This is a genomic window from Streptomyces sp. NPDC088812 (assembly GCF_044750285.1).
In the GTDB taxonomy this organism is placed as follows: Bacteria; Actinomycetota; Actinomycetes; order Streptomycetales; family Streptomycetaceae; genus Streptomyces.
Map to the genome: position 1 here is coordinate 162,807 of NZ_JBIVJP010000003.1, position 19,226 is coordinate 182,032.

General features: G+C 70.1%; 9 protein-coding genes. 3 read left to right on the top strand and 6 right to left on the bottom strand.

The window, feature by feature from the left end; translation table 11 throughout:
- Window positions 1–29: 29 nt before the first annotated feature.
- The 4 genes from drmB to ACIP67_RS06925 are packed head-to-tail and all read right to left on the bottom strand — an operon-like array spanning window position 30 to window position 11,792.
- Window positions 30–1,895, bottom strand: coding sequence for a DrmB family protein (gene drmB / locus ACIP67_RS06910; RefSeq protein WP_401688481.1), 1,866 nt, complete (start codon window positions 1,893–1,895; stop codon window positions 30–32).
- Window positions 1,892–5,146, bottom strand: coding sequence for a helicase-related protein (locus tag ACIP67_RS06915; RefSeq protein ID WP_401688484.1), 3,255 nt, complete (start codon window positions 5,144–5,146; stop codon window positions 1,892–1,894). Before ACIP67_RS06915 ends, drmB begins: the two co-directional genes overlap by 4 nt.
- Complete coding sequence (locus ACIP67_RS06920) at window positions 5,143–7,044, bottom strand: UvrD-helicase domain-containing protein (RefSeq protein ID WP_401688487.1); 1,902 nt, start codon at window positions 7,042–7,044, stop codon at window positions 5,143–5,145. Before ACIP67_RS06920 ends, ACIP67_RS06915 begins: the two co-directional genes overlap by 4 nt.
- Entirely contained in the window at window positions 7,041–11,792 is a 4,752-nt protein-coding gene (locus tag ACIP67_RS06925) for a DEAD/DEAH box helicase (protein WP_401688490.1), read from the bottom strand. The genes ACIP67_RS06920 and ACIP67_RS06925 overlap by 4 nt, the downstream gene beginning before the upstream one ends.
- A gap of 794 nt (window positions 11,793–12,586) precedes the next feature.
- Here ACIP67_RS06925 and ACIP67_RS06930 point away from each other — a divergent pair.
- Genes ACIP67_RS06930 through ACIP67_RS06940 form a run of 3 tightly spaced genes read left to right on the top strand, consistent with a single transcriptional unit; the run spans window position 12,587 to window position 16,599 of the window.
- Window positions 12,587–14,725: a helix-turn-helix transcriptional regulator gene (locus ACIP67_RS06930; protein ID WP_401688493.1), complete on the top strand. Its 2,139-nt coding sequence runs from the start codon at window positions 12,587–12,589 to the stop codon at window positions 14,723–14,725.
- 3 nt (window positions 14,726–14,728) lie between these two features.
- Complete coding sequence (locus tag ACIP67_RS06935; RefSeq protein ID WP_401688496.1) at window positions 14,729–15,724, top strand: hypothetical protein; 996 nt, start codon at window positions 14,729–14,731, stop codon at window positions 15,722–15,724.
- Window positions 15,721–16,599: a DUF6339 family protein gene (locus tag ACIP67_RS06940; RefSeq protein WP_401688499.1), complete on the top strand. Its 879-nt coding sequence runs from the start codon at window positions 15,721–15,723 to the stop codon at window positions 16,597–16,599. The genes ACIP67_RS06935 and ACIP67_RS06940 overlap by 4 nt, the downstream gene beginning before the upstream one ends.
- Window positions 16,600–16,609: 10 nt before the next feature.
- Here ACIP67_RS06940 and ACIP67_RS06945 read toward each other — a convergent pair whose 3' ends face one another.
- Together ACIP67_RS06945 and ACIP67_RS06950 are read right to left on the bottom strand one after the other, a co-directional pair.
- Window positions 16,610–18,178: a DNA cytosine methyltransferase gene (locus ACIP67_RS06945; protein WP_401688502.1), complete on the bottom strand. Its 1,569-nt coding sequence runs from the start codon at window positions 18,176–18,178 to the stop codon at window positions 16,610–16,612.
- A gap of 46 nt (window positions 18,179–18,224) precedes the next feature.
- The gene (locus ACIP67_RS06950; RefSeq protein ID WP_401688505.1) at window positions 18,225–19,211 is read right to left on the bottom strand and encodes a DNA cytosine methyltransferase; all 987 of its coding nucleotides are present in this window, start codon (window positions 19,209–19,211) and stop codon (window positions 18,225–18,227) included.
- Between the last annotated feature and the right edge of the window lie 15 nt (window positions 19,212–19,226).

Sequence of the window (19,226 nt, forward strand, 5' to 3'; positions counted from 1 at the left end):
GTACGAATGTCCGGGCCGGCGGGAGGGCGTCACTGCTCCCGTACGGGTGTGAAGAAGCCGAGGTCGGGATCCTCCGGGGTACCCACGAGCAAGGCTCGGTCCAACAGGATGTTGTTGTGTTCGCAGCTGGTCTCGGGGAGCATCACGCAGGCGTGGCAGGCGGCGAGGTTCGTCCCGCTGGTGCCCGACGCCTCGGTCTCCATGCAGAGCGGGTCGGAGGAGCACCATTCGGCACGGCGGACGGCCGAACGCACAGTGCGGTCCAGGAGTTCGGGTTCGCCCTGTGCGACGAGACCGCCGAGACTGCCCGCCGAGTCGCTCGTCGCCGTGTAGACGAGCACCCCGGCCATGTCGTCGGCGGCGTAAAGCCGCTCGCGCAGAGCCGCGGCCGGGTAGCCCGCGTCCAGACTCCATTCGTTGATGAGGATGTGCGCCAAGGTGTGCAGCAGCACCATGCGAGGGGTTGCCGGGGAGGGGACGGCTTCACCCCGGTCGCCGGCCCGCTGGTCGAGCACTCGCTGGTGCGCGGTGCGCATGCGCTCGATGCGGGCCGCCACCGCTGTGGCCTTCTCCCATGTGCCGAGTCGGTCCTCGTCCAGACGGAGGAAGACTCCTTCGCCCCGGACCTGCATGGCCGGCAGCCAGCGCAGAGGAGACTCGGACAGGGGCATCTCCTTCGAACCGGTCGTGGAGTCGGGGTCGGCGAGGCGGGTGAACGCCTTCAGCGCGCGCACCTCGCGGAGCTTCTTGACCAGCATCGGGCCGGTGACGCCGAGCGGACCGAGTACGCCCGTGTCGCCCTGCGGGGTCTCACAGACGAACTGCTCGTCGCGGGAGTACTCGCTCTCGTCGTTGCCCGAGCGCAGACGCTCGTACTCCTTGTTGCGCAGGGCGCGATAGCGGTGGTCGAAGGAGGGCTCCGCTTCGCCGTCGGGATCCTCCTCGCGTTCGGCGTCGAGCAGCGCCATCACCTCGTCGAGAGACATCGGCCACTTCTCGTCGAAGACCGCGTCGAGATAGCCCTCGACAGCCGCCTGGCTGTCGTACTTGCGAAGCTTCGCCCAGTGCTCGGCGAGCGGATCCGTGCGACCGTCGCTCCATGGCGGGATGGAGAGTGCCGACTTCAGCACCGGCTGCCACACTGCGGACGAACCGCGCTGCAGCGTGCGCAGGCGAAGTCCGCACTGCTCGGCAGGGGCGGACGTACCGAGCCACGGGCGGGAGCCCCGGCACGTGAGGCCCAGGTCCTTGAGAGCGTTCCTGCGGAAGGATCCCTCCATGGAGACCTCGGGGGCCTGCCCGCAGGTGCAGGAGACGAGGATCGAGCGGAGCGACGCCGTACGCCCGGACGAACGCAGTCTGAGCTTCCCGCCGCACCGTCCGGCCGTCGTGCCCCCGCGCCCGGTGGAGCGGTGGACCCACTGCCAGTAGGGGAACTCGTCGAGGTGTCCGGCCTCGCACGCGACGACGAAGCGGGAGGGGACGAGATCGACCTCGCACGTCCCGCAAACACTCCGCCCCTCCGGGGGGTTGAAGTCGCGGTGGCGCTGAAGGTCGGTGCACTCCGGGCAGGAGTGCATCAGCGGGAAGCGCCGGACCCGCATACCGTCCTTGCTGTCGTCGTCGGACGCGGGCGGCAGCCGGAAACAGTCGACACCGAGCAGACGGGACAGGCGCCGTTCGTAGATCCGGGGGGCCTCGTCGGCCGTCCAACTGCTCTCGGCGTCGTCGAGCCCCGAGACGACGAACGACTCGTGGTCGACGGCGATGAGCGATCCCACACCGTACGTGGTGATCGCCTGGGCGCGGCGGACCGCACCACGCCTCGGCAGGTCGTGGGCGGGTGTTCCGCCCCTTGCGGTCGTGCGGCGCCGGCGTGCGTGGGGCGGGGTCATCGGGTTCCCTCCATGAACAGGGCGGACTCGGCGTCGACGTCGCGCAGGCTCCACAGCGTGGACCACGCCGCGGTCTCCTCGGACTCGTCGTCGTACGCCTTCAGGAGCGAAGGGGCGCGACTGCCCCGTCGTGGTTCGAAGAGCAGACCGCTGTGGACGTCGGCTTCGTCGCACCACCAGTCGACGAACTCGTCGAAGGCCTCGGACACGGCGTCGGTCTCCTCCGGGGCGACCGCACGGACACGAGCCAGGAAGACGTCCTTGATACGGCCCCGGAGGTCGTCCTCGTACGACTCGACGTCACCGGCGCCGTCGTTGGGGCGGGCGGCGGGGATCAGGATGCGGGCGAGGGCGACGACCACCGCGTGAAGGCCCCGCTCGAGGGCGCGGGCGGAGAACGGGGTGACGGACGTCGATTCGACCTCCCGGTAGAGCGCCGAATGGAAGTGCTGGAAGTTCTCGTAGTGGGAGCGGTCGCGGGAGCGGGCCGAGTTGAGCATGACCGCGACCAGACCGGGGTGCGCGCGACCGACACGGCTGGTGGCCTGGATGTACTCGGCCGTCGTCTGCGGCTGCCCCATCACGGCCATGAGGCCGAGACGGTCCACGTCCACGCCCACGGCGATCATGTTGGTGGCCAGCAGGACGTCCACGGTGTCCTCGTCCGGCAGCTTCTTCTCGATGCCCTTGAGCCGGGTCGGGATCTCGCTGGCGTCGACACGGCTCGTCAGCTCCGAGTAGTTGGCCACCGATCGGACCTCGGACTGCTCACGGTCGGCGAGCAGCTCCAGGTAGGCCACCACGTCGTCCTGGACCTGAAGTTCGGCCGCCGAGAGCAGGCGAAGGCTGTTGAAGTAACCGACCAGGCTCCAGTAGGCGTCGCGCACCTCGTCCGCGGTCTCCGCCTGCTCGGCCCGGTGCAGCAGCGTGGCGTACGTCCGGATCAGCAGCGTGGACTGGCTCGTCCCGGGAGCCAGAAGGCCGACGTATCGACGACTGGCCTTGTTCTCGCGAGGTGTCTCCACGGCGAACCACGAGTCGCGGGCGTCCAGCCCGGCGGGCGGGAACTGCCGTACCTCGCGCGCGAACAGACGGAGGCCCTGATCGGCCGCGCGACGGATGGTCGCCGTGGAGGCGATCACCTTGGGACGACCGGTGAGGGCGTCCACGGCGGTCTCGTAGAGACCCGTGAGGGAGCCCAGCGGGCCGGAGATCAGATGGAGTTCGTCCTGGACGACGAGTTCGGGAGGAGGGGTGTCGTCGCCCTGTGTGTCGAGGTTGAACAGCGCGGATGTCTGCGGGCGCCACGGCATGGAGGCGAACTTGTCGACGGTGGCGATCACCAGCGTCGGCCGCGCGTCGTACACCGCCTCGTCGACCAGATGGACGGGCAGGCCGTCGGCGAAGTCACAGCCCGTTCCGGGACAGCGGACGTACATCCGCTTGGCGTCCTCGTCGACGTCATAGGCGCGGGCGTCGAGACGGGTTCCGCACCAGGGGCAGCTGTGCAGTTGGACGGGGTTCTCCTTGGCGAGGCGCTTGTCGAGGCTCCTGCGCAGCTCGCCGAGCTTCTCGTCGGCCTTGGCCAGCGTGTTGGGGGTGGCCGAACGTCCCACCCACATGCCGACGGAGAACTCCTCGTCGCCCAGCTCCGGCGTGCGGCGCCGCATCTGCTCCATGGCGCAGAGCAGGACAGCCGCGCGTTCGAACTGTTGGAGGGTGAGCAGCCGCAGTGTGTAGCGCATGAGGACGGTGACACCGCCGCCGTCCGCGCCCCTGCGGATGCGACGCAGGAACGACGTGAGGGCGATCAGCCCCAGGTAGGCCTCCGTCTTGCCACCACCGGTCGGGAACCACAGCAGGTCGGAGGTCTCGCGGTCGTGGTGATCGGGGTCGTGGATGCCGGCCAGGCACAGCAGCACGAACGCGATCTGGAAGGGACGCCAGCGGCCGGCGGTCGGGTCGGGGGAGCCGACGCGTCCGCCCTTGACCCATACGCTGCGGGCACGCTGGTCGGCCATGGCCCGGTTGGCGAGGCGGAACGCGCGCATCAGGTCGGGCTCGGTCCGCAGCAGGTCGATGCCTTCACGGATCCGGCCGAGCGCCTCACCGCAGGCCGCGACCTGCTCGCGCGCGGCCTTCTCGTGGCGGCCGCCCGTCAGCGCGTCCGCCTCGGCCGCCTTGCGGTCGATCCACCGCTCGTAGCCCGTGGCGAGTTCCTCCAGAGCGGTCAGGACGTCGGAGTCGGGCTTCTCCGCCAGTTCCAGCATGGACAACGCCCGGTCGTCGATCTCCGGGTTGGAGTCGGTGAGCAGTACCTCCACGGTCGGCACGAACTGGCTTCGCACCTCGGCGACGGCGGCCGGGACGGTGTCGGTCATGCCGATCGGCGGAGGAGCCCAGTCCCACTCCGCCGAGCAGCCGTGTCCTACGGAGAAGGTCGGAGCGTGGCGGTGCAGCAGCCGACTCGTGGCGATCTCCGGGTCGTGGGCGGAGTGCGGGGCGGGACGCTCGACGAACGCGGTGGAGCCGTCGGCGGCCCGTACCGTCAGACCGCACTGGAACAGGGAGAAGGCGTCCTGGAGATCCCACTTGCCGACCCTGTGTTCATTGACCAGGGTCACCGTCACCGTGACCGTGCCGGTGGCCGGGTCGCGCCGCCGGACGGTCACGCGCAGGGCGACCCCTTCGAGCAGGCTGTACCGCTCGTCACCGGCGGGCGTGGTGACGTCGATCTCCTGGTCCGGCAGCGCCAGTTCCCTGCGGCGCCAGTGCTCCTGCTGATCGGAGGTGGTGCGGGCCTCGGCACGGCGCGGTTCGACCGGGTCGCCGTCGGCGTCGGTGGGCTCGTAGACGGCGGCGCGCGCCGAGACCACGATCGTGTCGCTTATGGTCGGATCCACCGCGAAGGTCAGCCCCATGGAGGAGGGCCGGCGGTCCCCCGCCCTGCCGAGGTCCTGCGCGGTGCCGGACTCCTCGACGTCGTCGCGGGCGAGCAGCGGTGCTTCGTCGAGACCCTCCTGCTCGGCGGCCTCCTCCTTCTTCCGTTCCTCGGCACCCTCGTCCGCCGGGCGCGGGTACAGCACGCCGGTCAGGTAGCGGTCGATCGGGGCGTCCTGGGTGAGCACCTCGTCCCGGTCGTCCGGTCGGGCGTCCTCGGCGGGGCCGAGGAGTTCTCGGCGGAGCCCTGCCAGGAGCTCCTCGTCGCGGACCCGGTAGTGCTCGGAGTGTCGGCCTGCCGGCTGCGTCATGCGCCCTGCTCCTCGTCGTCGGCGCGTCGGAACCATCCGACGCCGGTGATCCTGGGGGCGATCCACATGCCCCGGTCCCCGAGGCCGGCGTTGGCCCCGGCCGCGGTGCTGCCCGTCACGGTCTCCAGGGTGTCGATCCGCGGGCCGCGGATCTCGTCGGGCCACCAGGGGTCCCAAGTCCTGTTCACCTTCTGCACCTGGAACAGCTCCTCGCGGAACCGTCGCGACGCCTCCCCGATCTCCCGCCCGTCGTGCAGCACGGCGTACGGCGGGCTCTGCGTCTCGCCCATCGGCAGGTCGTGGCGCTTGCGCAGTACCACGGACTCCCCGGGGGCCACCCGTTCCAGGAGGTACGCCTGGGTGGCGCCGGCATCGCCGTCGTGACCGGGCGGATCGTCCCGGCACACGTCGTCCGCCTCCACGACGACTCCGTACCGGTCGTACGAACGCCAGCCGCCGACGTAGCGTCGGCCGTCGCCCCGCTTTCCCGCTCGTCTGAACTGCGGGAGTTCGGGCGGCGCCACGTGGTACAGGTCCTGGCGGGCGCGCGTCATCGCCACGTACAGGGCGCGCGCCTCGGCGGGGAGGTCCAGCTCGTCCTTGTGGCGTGTGTGGAGTTCAGCGACGGTCGGCGGCGTCAGGACGATCACCCGGTCGAACTCCAGGCCTTTGGCACGGTGGACGGTCGAGACGACGATCCGGGCGGTCTCCGGGTCGGCCGCCTCGTCGGGGAACCTGCCTTCGGCGACCGCGCGGCGCAGCCGATCCAGGTCGAGCACGTTCCGCCCGGACCCGCGGGCCACCCGCCGCAGGGTGGTCCACAGAGCCGCCGCGTCGGGTTCGTAGGGCAGTGGGATCTCCGTGAGCAGAGCGCGGAACCGGTCCTCGGTGAGGCCGGTCGCCCCCGTACGGCGCAGCAGCTCGGCGACCCAGTACGGCACGGGACGCTCTTCGAGCGGACGTCTCAGCCGGTGCTCGACGCCGTGCGCGTGCAACAGCTCGGAGACCACGAGGGCCTCCCTGTTGTCGCGGGTGAGGACCACGCAGGTGTCGGAGCGGTCCCGCAGGCCGTCCAGGGTGAACTCGTCGGTGAGGTCGCCCATGTCGTTCGTCGGGTCCAGAAGGAGGTCGCGCAGTTCGTCGTAGAGCGATCCCGCCTCGTCCGGGTCGGTGAGCTGCTGGAGCAGCGGTCCGTGCGCCAGCGCCACCCGGGCCTCCGGTGTGGTCGCGCGGAAGTTCTCGGTGAGCCGCAGCTCCACCAGGTCGTCGGGGTAGGAGAAGCGCAGCCAGTCGAAGAACCGGCCGGTCTCGTCGGCGCGTTCGTCCGCGTCCGCGATCTGGAAGCCGTAGACGGACTGGGCCGCGTCCCCGACGACGGTGAAACCACAGCTGTCCTGGTACCGGTCGAGCAGCGTCTCCACCAGTTCGCGGCGGGCACCCAGCAGGTCCTGCACCTCGTCGATCACGACATGGGCGGGCGGCACGGCGTCGCCGATCTCCAGTGCCCCCTTCTCGACGGCGTCGGTCGCTGCGGCGATCCGCTCGTCGAAGCCGGTGGCCGTCCAGTCGCCGTCGGGGTGCACCCGGTGGAGCACGGCGTACGCCCAGGCGTCGAAGGTCTGGGCGCGCACCCGCCGGGCACGCTCCCCGTGCCGGGCGATCCGCTCGCGCAGCTCGCGGGCGGCGGCTCGGGAGAAGGTGAGCACCAGGATCTCGGCGGCCTCCAGCGCCTCCTCCGGGTCCTGGTGACCGCACAGCGCGTCGAGCCGGCGGACCAAGGTGTGCGTCTTGCCCGCACCGGCTCCCGCCGTGACCAGGACACGCGCGTCCCAGGGCTGATCGACCACGGCCCGCTGCTCGTCGGTGAGCGGGGGGCTGTCCAGGTAGACGTCGGTCACTTACGGCTCCAAAGATGTTCGAACTGGGTGAACGCGAGCTGGGTGTCGAAGTTGGCGATGTTGTCGGAGACGTTGAGGATGAGGCAGGTGTCCTTGCCGCCGTTCTTCGTGCCGCGCAGGCCCCGACCGATCATCTGCTGGTAGACGTTGGTGCTGTAGACGGGGCGGGCGACCACCACGACGCGGGTGGCGGGTGCGTCGAACCCCTGGGTGAGGACGCCGTAGTTGGTGAGGACTCGGACGCGCCCCGCGCGGAAGTCCTCGATGCGTCGGCGTCGGTCCTGCGTGCTGGTCGTCGAGTCCACGGCGGCCGCGGGCACTCCGCGATCGTTCAGCAGGGCGGCCAGGTAGTTGGCGTGGTCCACGGAGGTGGCGAAGAGCAGGGTCGGCCAGTTCTCGGGGAGCCCGGCCACCTCGTCGACGATGCGACGGCTGCGCGCGTGGTCCTCCGCGAGGCGCTGCTCGGCGGAGCGGGAGAGCATGGCCATGCGCTCGGCCTGCACCTTCTCGTCGCGGGTCAGCTCGATGCTGCCGCCCTCGAGGGTCCGGTGCTCCACCTGGGCGAGCATCCCCCAGTCCTGGAGGTCCCGGTACGGATCGCCGGAGGGGAAGACCCCTTCGTCGAGACGCCGCCGGCCGAAGCGGCCGGCCAGCCGGTTGGTCTCCTCCTCGTTGGTGTTGCGGTACGGGGTGGCGGTCAGACCGAGCAGGTGCCGACGGGTCTCGTACTGGGTGAGCCCCAACTTCCCCAGGATGTCGGTGTAGCGCGGGGAGATCGCCGTGTGGGCCTCGTCCACGATCACCAGGGAGGCCTCTCGCAGCCACTCGTACTGGTCGGTGCCCAAGCACCGCTCCAGCTTGGCGTCCGTGGCGACGACCAGGTGCGGGTGCCGCTCGACGTCCCCGACCTCGTTGCCGCTCCACAGTCGACTGATGGTGAGCGGCCGCTCGGCACCCACCTTGCCCCACACGAACTTCCAGCTCTGCACGGCCTGCTCGCACAGCTCCTCGGTCTGCGCGATCCAGAGCAGGGGTCCCCGCAGCTCGCCGACCCGCTTCACCCAGCGGATCACGGCCTCGGCGGTGACGCGCGTCTTGCCCGCGCCGGTGGGCAGCGACAGCATGGCGCGCTGCGGAGCCAGCCGGTCGAGCAGCGTGGTGATGTTGCGGACCAGGTCCTCCTGGTAGTCGTGGAGCCGGGGGAAGTCCCGCGGGCCGTCGATCGTCTCGAACGCGGGCGGCGACGGCGTCCGGGACCCGGCGAAGGTCACCGGCAGCCCGAGGCTGGACACGAAGGCGATGGCGGCCGACGAACCCCCGTATCCGACCGGTGCGTGCGGGAACCTGGCCTGGATGTCCCGGGCGTGGTGGTGGAGCACCCTGTCGCCGCGCGCGTTGAAGGCCATCTGCGCGATCCGGTGACCGGATGGCTCCTCGCCGGCCGTCCCCTCCAGCTCGGCTTCCATCAGCCCCTCGGGGAGTCCGGACCGCAGAGCCTCCGCACCGATCAGCAGCTCGATCTTGGTGACCACGTCCTCGGCCTCGCGTACGGCCTTCAGCGCGGCCTTCGTCGCGCTGTCCCGTGCCATCTGCTCCTGACGTTCCAGAACGTTCCGGCAGCCGGTCGGGCCCAGCCCGAGTTCCAGCTCACGGTCGATCAGACGGAGCATGGGTTCGGGCTCCAGGGGGACGCGGACCTTGACGGTGGTGCCCTGGCGCACCGCGTCCAGCGGGCGGGTCTTCGCGGCGTTCGGGGTCCGCGTCACCTCTTCCAGCTCCGTGCACCGCTGCACCACGGCGTTCCGGTTGCCGCTGCCGAGTCGCTGGCGGAGGGCGGGGTAGAGCTCCACGAGCGGGATCGGGTCGCCGTCCGGGACCTCGCGCGTCTCCCGGGTGATGGCCTCGGCGTAGCGCTTCATGCCCCACTTCTCGACCATCAGCTCGGCGTCCTCGGGGGTCGTCACGAGCAGGGCGGGAAGCTGTTCCGCGCGCAACGCCCGGTACTCGGTCGTGCCGACGGCGACGGTGATCTCGTCGTCGGGTCGAGTGCCCCACGTCTCGCCGATGCGGCAGCGGGTCAGCGCGTCCTCGGGGAAGTCCGCTCCGAACCGGGTCAGCATCACGTAGGTGTTGCCGACGAAGGCGTCGTCCTCGCTCCGGGTCACCTGCGAGAGAAGAGTCTCCCAGTGTGCGGCCGGGACCTCGTCGACCGTGACGGGCAGACGCAGCTTGCGCGCCTTCTCGGCGGAGAGGTCGGCGACCGGCAGCACGTCGCGGTAGGCGGCGAGCTGCGGGCCCACCGCTTCGCCCAGCGGCTTGACGCCCTGGGAGGTGGAGACCGTTCCGTACTTTCTGAGCATCCACCGGATCGGAGACATCACGGCCTGGCGGGTGCTCGACTGCGCGCCGATCTGGCGTGTCCAGTTGTCCACCACGGCCTCGTCCGGCAGCGCCTTCAGGAAGGCCGCTCGGGACTCCTCGGAGAGCGATCGGAAGAGGTGCAGCGGGCCACCGATCGCAGCTCCCTCCACCTTCATGCGGTTGAGGGCAGGGCGAGGAGCCCGCTGGTCCAGGCTTCGCAGATGGGCCGCGTGGACGGCTTCCCGGTACTCCTCGAACCAGTTCTCGCCCTCGGGACGCACCGACGCCGACGGCCTCTCCCGCAGACCGATCTCCCGGAAGAAGGCGAGGTCGTCGGAGTGGAAGCCCATGTCGACGGCGATGGCCGGGTCGCGTCCCGCGTCGACCACCGCGCCCGGCAGCATGCAGTCGCGCACCGGGCGGAACTTGCCGTCCGCGGTCCGCACGCGCAGGGTCACGCCGACGTCCGGCACGTGCCGGAGCACGGTGTGGGTCAGTCGGCGCCCGCCGGCCTGGCGGAAGAGATCCCAGAAGCGCTCCCATTCGGCGTTCCCGTAGCCGTCGAACCCCTGGTCGAGCACGCTGACGAACCGGCCCTCGACATCCGCCTCGCGGATGCCGAGCAGGTTGAGGGCCGAGGCGAGTCCCGTGTCCCGGGCGATCTCGCCGACCACGTACACCAGGGATTCCCGCAGACCGTCCTCTTCGGTACGGCGGAACACCTGCCCGGGGACGGGAGGGACGAGGCCGTGCTCCTCCGTGAGTACGATCTTCGCCTTGCGGGCCTCGTCGGCGTACGGTGACCGGGTCTCGACCATGTCGGCGAGGATGCGGATCGCGGTCGAGGACGCCTCGGCGGTGCCGCATGCGACTAGGGCCTCCAGCCAAGCGCGCACATCGGACCGCTTGTGTCCGGCCGCGTTGAGGATGTGCTCGACCTTGCCCGAACGCAGCGCGTCGGCTTCGGCGTTGGGGTGCAGCCAGTCCGAAGGGCGGCCGGGCGTCTCGTGCCACATCCGCAGCCAGCCGGCGTGCCGGTCCTTGTCGAGACGCGGCGGGACGCGCAGCTCGGTGGGGACGCGGAGCACGCCGTCCTGGTCGGGGAGCGACGGGCGGACGGCCGTCCGTTCCCAGATCTCCCGGGTCAGGAACTCATCCGCCCAGCTGATCGCCTCCTTCACCCGGCCGGGCAGCAGCGGGAGGTACGCGGCGGGGTCCTCCGCGGGGGCCAGGCCGGGCAGGGAGTCGACCACCAGCGACGCCGAGACCTTGACCATCTCCTCGTTGAACGCGGAGGAGTCGAGCAGGTTCTGACGGTCCTCATTGGTCTTCCAGGCACCGTTGAGAATGCCGCTCAGGGACATCTCGTACTTGGTGGGAAAGAAGGACCAGAAGCGGCCACGCCCCCGCGACTGCGGGCTGACGTGGAGGCCGGTCTTCTCGTCCTTCTCCAGTGCGGGAACCGCCCAGGCGAGGTCCAGGGCGAGACGGTCGTGCAGTTCGCCGGCGTCGGCCCGGGCCGCGGGACCCGGCTCGTGCGTGGTGGAGAAGACCCGCCAGCGGGCGCTGACGGTCGGCCTCCCCGTCCGCTCCTCCACCACGGTGTGCAGATTCCCGGCGCGCTCGGTGGTCAGCACGCGACGGACGGCCGGGTGGGGCCGGCGGTCCTCCAGGACGACCTTCGCCACGTGCGGGGAGAGCAGCTGGAATCCGAGCGGGAACTCCTCGCGGGCCGACCCGGCGGTCGTCCGTCCGCCATGCATGTCCAGCGCCAACTTGCCGGCGGCGCCGGGGAGCAGAGGCAGGCGGACGACGGTGGTGGCCCAGTCGAGCAGCTCGTCGAGGACGGGGTCTTCGGCGCGCTCCGCTGCCTCGTCGAGGGGACGGGCCATCCGCAGCACCGGTGCGTCGAACCGCTCGCCGAGGTGCTCCAGGACGTTGGGGACCGAGCGGATCTTCTCCAGTGCCCATTCGCGGTCGAATCCGAAGGCGCCGGTTCTGCTGAAGAACTGCGGGGTGTCCGTGACGACCAGGACGGATTTCACGCCCACGCCGAATCGGCCGATCTGGCCACCCCGCTTGCGTGACAGGCTCATGCGAAGAATGGTTTCCGCACCCATGGGAGTGACCGGGGATCCCTCGTTCGCGCAGTAGAGGTGGGTCTCCGTGAGAACGACGTGGACACTTCCTCCGGGCTCGTTCGCGATCTCGTCCGCCGCGTTCTGCACGAGTTCGAAGAGCTGGCGGTCGCCGTATCCTCCCTGTGTGATGCGACGCTCTCCGTTGGCGTGCTCGGGAATGAGGCCGGGGTCGACCTCGTACGTCTGCAGGACGCGAGAGGACTGTTCGACGACGGTGCGGATGACCGACGATGAGAAATCGGACATTGCTTCTTCACGGCTCCTGCGATAGATGGCTTGACGGACACGTACGAGAGGGTCGGGCGTGGGGCGGTCCGAGCCGGTGCAACGGCGCAAATGCGGGGCGGCGACTCCGTGGCCTCGCTGATCGCGCGCAGAGGGACATCGGCCCTCGCGGGTCAGTCGTCGTGGAGGTCGGTGGGTCCGGAACGGTGGTCGATGAGCTCGTAGAATTCCTCGGCCGTCATGCCGAAAGAGTCGAGAATCTGCTTCCTGTCCATCTCGGATCTGGCTAAGCCGAGCTCTAAGTGAACGGAGTTGATCTCACGCATCGAATGAGGGGCGCAGTGATGCGGAGATCCCGGCTCCCCGGGAGGGTCTTCCATGGATTTCGAGTCCTTCGGTCCTTGTCGAGGATCCCCGCATCGCGAGCACGTTCGGGGTCGCGAGAATGCAGGAGGGCGCAACTCACCCGTTGTCACACGAGAGTTCCCGAGTGAGGCGGACACTTTCCGCTGCCGTGATCCTAGGGTGCTTCACCCGTTCGGTCTACCCGTAATTCGACTACGACTTAACGGAGTTGACCTTTCCGCTTTGCGGCGCTGGTTCGCGTTCGAGAAGTGCACCTCGCTCCCGGCTCGCAGTCGGTGCGACGAATGTGAGCGAAGCTCTCTGATCGGATGTAACTGATCAAACGGGATGGATGGATGTGGGCGGGCTCGATACGGTTGCGTCAAGCGTCAGTTGACGTGTGTCGCTGTGTCAAATTAGCCTGTCCATGACCGTGGCACAACGACATACGTCAGAGAGTGGGAGGCCCTGTGGAGGCCGGTGAGGACTTCGGGCCCTGGCTGTCCCGTCAGCTCAGACTGGCAGGCAAGACACAGGCGGAGTTGGCCGACGAGCTGGGGCTGACCAGAGCCGCGGTCTCTGCGTGGATCACCAGACGCTCCGTACCGCGGCCGACCGTCATGGGGGAGATCGCCAAGGCGCTCGGCACGGATCTGGGCACCGTGCACACCCGGACCACCGATACCCAGGCCGGCCTCCCGGTCACCTGGTACCACCGGCCCGGGTACCAGGACGGAGGGCGTGACGGCGGCAACGCCGCGGCCTTCGCCTTCGACGCGGACGTCCAGGTCCTCGCGCGCGAGACCTGCCAGAACAGCCTGGACGAGAGGCTCGTGGAGAACGGGCGTCCTGTCCGGGTGCGCTACACCATCCACGAACTCACCGGCGAGAAGCTGGAGGCGTTCCGCGCCGCCGTGCTGTGGGACGAACTCCAGCCCCACTACTCCGCGGTCTCCGAGTCCGCCGCCGACCAGAAGGTCGGCCGTGTCGTCGACGCCGGTGTACGCGACATGTTCGAGAAGGGGCGTCTGATCCTCCTCCGGGTCGACGACTACAACGCCTCCGGCCTCACCGGCGACGACTACGGCGACGGCAAGTTCGCGGCCGTCGTCCGCAGGCAGTTGGAGAGCCTCAAGTCGGGGCGTGGCGCGGGCGGTTCCTACGGCCTCGGCAAGGCCACGCTCTGGGCCACCAGCGCGCTGGGCATGGTGCTCATCAACTCCACGCTCTCCGTCCCGCACGAGGGGCGCACCGAGCGCCGCGTCATCGGACGGCTGGAACTGCCGTGGCGCTCCGTCGACGCCACCCCGTACGCGGGCCCCGCCTGGCTGGGCCGCCCCGACCCCGAGTCGCACAACGCGGAGGTGGTCCGCTCCTGGTGGGCCGACGAGGAGACGGTCGAGCGCCTCTATCTCACCCGCGACAACGACGAGCCGGGCACGTCCTTTCTCATCGTCGGTGCCCATGACGTGGCGAGTCTCGAACAGGGGAGAACGGAAGCGGACGACGAGGAGGAGGGCGCGGACGCCGGAATCCGCGACATCCGCGTCATGCACCGACGTCTGGTCGAGGCGCTGGGCCGGGACTTCTGGGCGGCCATGACCGGAGGCGGCAGCAGACTTCCGCTGTTGGAGACCTCGGTGCGCACGTACCGCAACGGCGAGCCCGTCGTGGAGGAGGAGACGGTCGACCCCATCGACACCCAGCCCTCGCGCAGCCGGGCGCTGCGCGCGTTCTACGAAGGGACGACCGTGGACCGGCTCACCGAGGCCGGCCAGGTGGCCCTCCGCACCGTCCCGCTGCGCCTCCCCCTGTCCGGCGGGCGCCCGGGCACCCTCGGCACGCACCCGGGAGTACTCCTGGTCACTGAGGCCGAGGACAAGGACGGGGTGCCGAACCAGGTCCACTCCCTGCGTGGTAACCGGATGACCATCAAGAAGTCCACCGTCCACGGTCTGCCCCTGGGCGTCACCCAGTTCCAGGCCGTGCTCCTGGTGGGCCACGCGGCGGGGGAGTCGGCTCCCTTCGCGGGGGAGGCAGAGGAGTTCCTGCGCGCCGCGGAACCACCCGAGCACGACCGCTGGGGGCAGACGGAGGAGCTGACCCTCCGCTGGTCCCACAGCGCCCACAACCGGATCTCCCGACTCACCACCGAGGTCAACGCGGCCGTCAAGGAGCTGGTGGTCCGGCCGAGGCGCCCCGGCGCCGAGGACAGCGCCAAGCTGCGCAAGAAGCTCACCGTCCCGCGCAGGACCGCCGCGTCCAAGCGCGGAACCGGGCCGGCCGTGCCGGAACTGGTCGAGCTGGACGCCGAGATCGGAGAGAACAGGGAGTGGCGGATCACCGCGGAGGTGAAGCTTCCGCGCGCCGACGAACTGCCCGCGATGACCCCTGTGGTCCTCCTCGACGTCCGCTCGGGCGGCAGGCCCAGACTCGACTGGGCCGAACTCGTCGCCGTGGAGGGCTGTGAGGTGGAGGGCGGCGTGCTGCACTTCGCGCAAGGCGCTCGCAAGGCGGTGTTCCGCGGGGCCACCGACCCCACCAGTCATCCGGTCCGCACCGAACTCACGCGACTCGCGCTCGAACTCCGTGTCGGTTCAGGGGAGTGAGGCATGAAGTTCTACCCGTACAAGCGACTCAACCGCCCGGTCGGCCTGAGGGTGACCTCGGTCTCGCTCAGACTGCCCGACCGCACCCGTGATCATTTGGACACCTCTGCGTTCTCGACGCCGCAGAGGACCGTCGCCCTGGGCGTGGCGCAGCACGAGGACTGGCTGTCCGCCAGGATCGGCCTGTCCGCCACTCTGCCCCCCGGCGCCACCGACCCCGACGCCCCGTGGAGCGATCTGCGGGTTCTCGCGGTGCTCACCGACGGCGACACCAATGTCCGCACCACGGCCGAACTCCGCCGGGACGCTCCGGACAGCAAGGAGTGGTCAGGCGCGATCGAGGTGCGCCGCGACGACCACGTCGGCCGTGCCGATCTGGCGGTCCACGCGGTCGCCACCGTGGACGGAGTGCAGGGCCGGGCGATCACCGAGACCGACACCGACTGGACGATCGACACGACCGCCGAGGAACCGCTCGGCGGACTGCGCCTCGAGGTGAAGCAGACGAGTTTCACCAAGAGCGCGCGGGAATGGCTGCGTCCCTACGCGGACGCCCCCTGGGTCGTCGACGCCTCGGGCCGGCTCCCGCTGGTGATGGTCAACACCGACGTCGAGGGGTTCGCCGACCTTCTCGGTGGTGAGACCGGCGGGATGGAGAACAAGGTCCACGAGCTGCTGCTCTCACAGATGGCCACCGACGTGTGGACAGCGGTCTTCCACAGCGCGGTCGGTGATCTGGAGGTCGAGCCCGACGGCTCACCCGTCTTCCCCACCGACTGGAGGGGGGAGGTGCTGCGGGAGATGCTCCCCGACGTGGTGCCCGGCCTCCGTGCCGAGGACTCGCTGCGTCAGGTTCACCGGCGCCGGACCGGCGACGCGGGATGGGTGGAACTCCAGACCCGCGTTCACTACGCCGCCGTACGTCGTGCCGGTGCGCGCCAGTCGCTCGCCAACGTCCTGCGCGCACTTCAGCAGACCAACCGAGAGGACCGGCCGTGATCGAGCAGCCGCACCACCGTCCCGAGCGACTCGGTCTGCTCTCCGCTACGGCCGCCGACTCCTTCCTCACCGACGATCTGCTCCGGGGGATCCAGGGGCACGGGGGTGTTGACCTGGCGAAGGTCGTCGAGCCCCTTCCGGAGGAGGACGCCCGCTGGCGGGCGGAACCCCTTCGGGAACTGATCGACGACGCGTTGCACCAGTTCAAGGAGAACCGGACGGAGGCCGACGCCTGGTTGGCCCCCCGTCTGCACGCGGCCCTCCGCCTGACCCGGAGGGAAGCCGCCGACCGGCGGATCTGGAACCACCTCGCGCTCGGTGTCGCCCCGGACTACGTGGTGTGGCGGCATCTCTCCGCGCCTTCGGCGAAGACTCCCGAGCCTCGTGTCGACCCGGCCCGATTCAAGGGAGCCCCTGACAGACAGTGCTTCTCACGTCTGTGGTGGGCGGCCGAACTGTTCCGCAACGGCGGGGACTACGCCCCGGTGGTGGTCGCTTGCTCCAATCAGGATCTGATCCACACCGTGATGCGGTCGGACCTGGTCGACCACCGTCCCACGGCCCAGGCGTTGGTCCGTGTCCTCCAGAGCGGCATCGCCACCACCGGTCGCGAGATCAACGGCCTCATGGCCGCGATCAACACGGCCGGAGCCACCCTGGTCTACGACACGCTGGCCGCGGACGAGACGCGGGACCCGGAAGATCTGCGCCGGTGGATCGAGGAGGCCGAGACCGCGCCTCCCGTGCCCCGCCACGATTTGCCGACCGGGCCGGAGGAGGAGCCCGTGCCCGAGGCGTCCGTGGAGACGCTGACCAAGTATTTCGCCGACCTCTTCGAAACGGCGCCGGTCCGAGGACGGGCGCCGCAGGGATGAGCCGGAGGGGTCACCCGCCGGTGAGGGGGTGCCCCTTCAGGTCGTCCCGCCGGCGAATCCTCACCGGCTCGCTCGGGGGACACCAGTTCTCCAGGTCCGCCACGGCCTGCGCCGTTCTGGCACGGGCCTCCTTGTCGCTCAGCTCCGGTTCCAGCACATGCCGTAGTACGTGCAGCGCCAGCTGGGGCGGCACGGCATTGCCGATCTGCTGGGACCGGTCGCCGCCCCGCCAGGGGTAGGCGACGGGGAACGTCTGGAGCACCCCGGCCTCGGCGAGTTCAAAACGGCCGAACCGGGGGAGGTCCGTGTCCGTGCCCTTGTGCACGAGCCGGTTGCGGGACACCTTCCCGGTGACCGTCGAGGACGGGGCGTCGTGGTCACGGCGTCCGCGCGCGCTCGGGTCGCCGCCGGTCCCGTAGTTCGAGACGACGGTGAAGGCGGGGCGGTCCGGCAGGTCCAGGTCGGGCAGGTCCAGCTCCAGCGCGATGTCCCGAGCTTTCTTCAGGGCCGCCTCCATGGACACCCAGGAGCTCTTCGGCTCGTCCTCGCTCCTGCCGACGCTCTTGTCGTCGACGTCCCAGAGCAGCCCGTCCGTGCGGTCCGCACCCCCGGAGGCGGCGGGAGCACCACTCGGCCGGTAACGCTCGTGGGTCTCCTTCAGCGCCGGGATGTCCGTCGTCCCGAACCTGGCCATGAGCACGGCACGCCTGCGGGTCTGCGGGACGCCGAACGCCTCGGTGTGCATCATCTGCGTCCTGGTCCGGTAGCCGAGGGTGGTCAGCACCTTCTCGTACTCCTCCCACACCCGCATCACGGCAGGCACCTGCTCCAGCACGACGGCCTCGTAGGGCACCAGCCCCGGGCGTCGGCTCCGTTCGATCACCCACCACAACGGTTGGAGGACGAGCCCTGTCCGTTCGTCGCCCAGTTCCTCCAACCTGATCCGGTGCGCGTCGAGGGACTTCTCCAGGGAGGCGAGGCCGTCGAAAAGGTCCTTGAGGTCGGCGTCCCGGCGGGCGAGGCCGAGCGGTGCCTCCAGCGTCTTCAGGGCGAGCTTGATCTCCTCACTCGAGCAGCCGTGGTCGGCGAGGTTTTTCCCGGCCGCCTTGCGGGTGGCCGAGCGGACCGCTTCGACCTCACGTTTCGCGGCTTTGACCGTCTCCGCCTCGGCGGCCTTGTGCCGCAGTTCCTCGGAGATCCCGCGCCAGGTCCGGAAGACCTCACGCCAAGGCGTCGACTCGGACCGAACGGCCTCGTGCAGCCGCGCTATGTACTTCAGTACGTCGTCCAGGGCCCTGCGGCCGGCACCGTGTCCGGCGACCGTGAACGTCTGGCAGGGCGGCCCACCCGTCAACACCTGGGCGTGAGGAAAGTGGGCGGCGCGGTATTCCCTCACATCACCGGCGAACGTGTCCATCCCCGCTGCCGCACGGGTCTTACAGGCGTTGTCGTCCCATTCGATGCCGGTGACCCGGTGACCGAGGACCTCCGCCGCCACATCCAGCCCTCCGGGACCCGCGAAAAGGTCCACGATGCGAAAAACCGCAGGTGAGGAGGGTGTGTGCGTGACGTGGCTCATGGGCTTGAAGTGTAGCCGGCGATCGGCGCCCGCATTGCCGCCCTGCCTACGCACGGGCGGGCGCCCGCAGGGCGCCGGCGATGGCCTGACCCAGTGCTCTGCCGACCGGCGGAGGGGTGGCGTGACCGATCTGTCGGTAGCGGGCCGTCTTCCGGCCCGTGATCCGCCACTCCGGAGGGAAGGACTGCAGCACGGCCGCCTGGTCCACCGTGATCTTCAGCATCTGGGCCATGTCGTCCGAGCGCGGCCATGAGTAGTCCGGCCCCGGCACCTCGTCTGCGAACGCTCCGCCGTTCACCCCCATCCGGGCCCAGGCCCTCTTCGTTCCGCTCGGGCCGAGGTCCGGGCCGCCCCGGTTGTCCGATCCGCCGACCAGGGTCGGGGCCACGGCCCGTGCCTGGTCCGCCCAGGCGTCCGCCTCGGCCCAGCCCCGCGCGCCCATCGAGTGCCGCAGCGCCCGACCGACCGAGACGTGCTCGCGTACGGTCGGCGCCGGTGGGACGAAGGCGTGGAACCACGGCTCCTTGAGTGCCACAAGGACGCCCTGCAACCGTTCCTGCGGGACGCCGAAGTCCGCCGCGTTCAGCACGAACCAGCGGAACCGGTAACCCAGGTGCGTCAGCTCCTCCTCGACGAACCTCCGGACCTCCGCGTACGCGGGCGAGTCGACGAGAGCCGGCAGGTTCTCGAGCAGGAGGGCGCGTGGCTGTACGGCGTGGACCAGGTAGATCGTGGCGGTGAGCAGTCGCAGCTCCGGTTCGCTGTCGGACCGCCCCACCGCGGCCGAGGACTTCACCCGGGGCAGGCCCGCCGAGAGCAGATCGACGTCCAGCGTCTCCGGGTGCTCCTCGGGGAGGAAGTCGATCAGGTCCTCGCAGACGACCTTCCACTGCGGCCGGTTGGCCAGCAGCGTCTCGCACGCCTGGCGCTTGTTGTCGAGCAGGAGCACCGGCGAGAAGCCCGCGCTCTCCAGCCCCGACGCCAGACCGCCGGCCCCCGCGCAGACGTCCACGAAACCCAGCCGCTCGGTCATACGATCCCCCTACTG

Coding starts and splice junctions, on each gene's coding strand:
- ACIP67_RS06945 (WP_401688502.1), bottom strand. CDS start 18,178: ATGAGCCACGTCACGCACACACCCTCCTCACCTGCGGTTTTTCGCATC.
- ACIP67_RS06950 (WP_401688505.1), bottom strand. CDS start 19,211: ATGACCGAGCGGCTGGGTTTCGTGGACGTCTGCGCGGGGGCCGGCGGT.
- drmB (WP_401688481.1), bottom strand. CDS start 1,895: ATGACCCCGCCCCACGCACGCCGGCGCCGCACGACCGCAAGGGGCGGA.
- ACIP67_RS06925 (WP_401688490.1), bottom strand. CDS start 11,792: ATGTCCGATTTCTCATCGTCGGTCATCCGCACCGTCGTCGAACAGTCC.
- ACIP67_RS06935 (WP_401688496.1), top strand. CDS start 14,729: ATGAAGTTCTACCCGTACAAGCGACTCAACCGCCCGGTCGGCCTGAGG.
- ACIP67_RS06915 (WP_401688484.1), bottom strand. CDS start 5,146: ATGACGCAGCCGGCAGGCCGACACTCCGAGCACTACCGGGTCCGCGAC.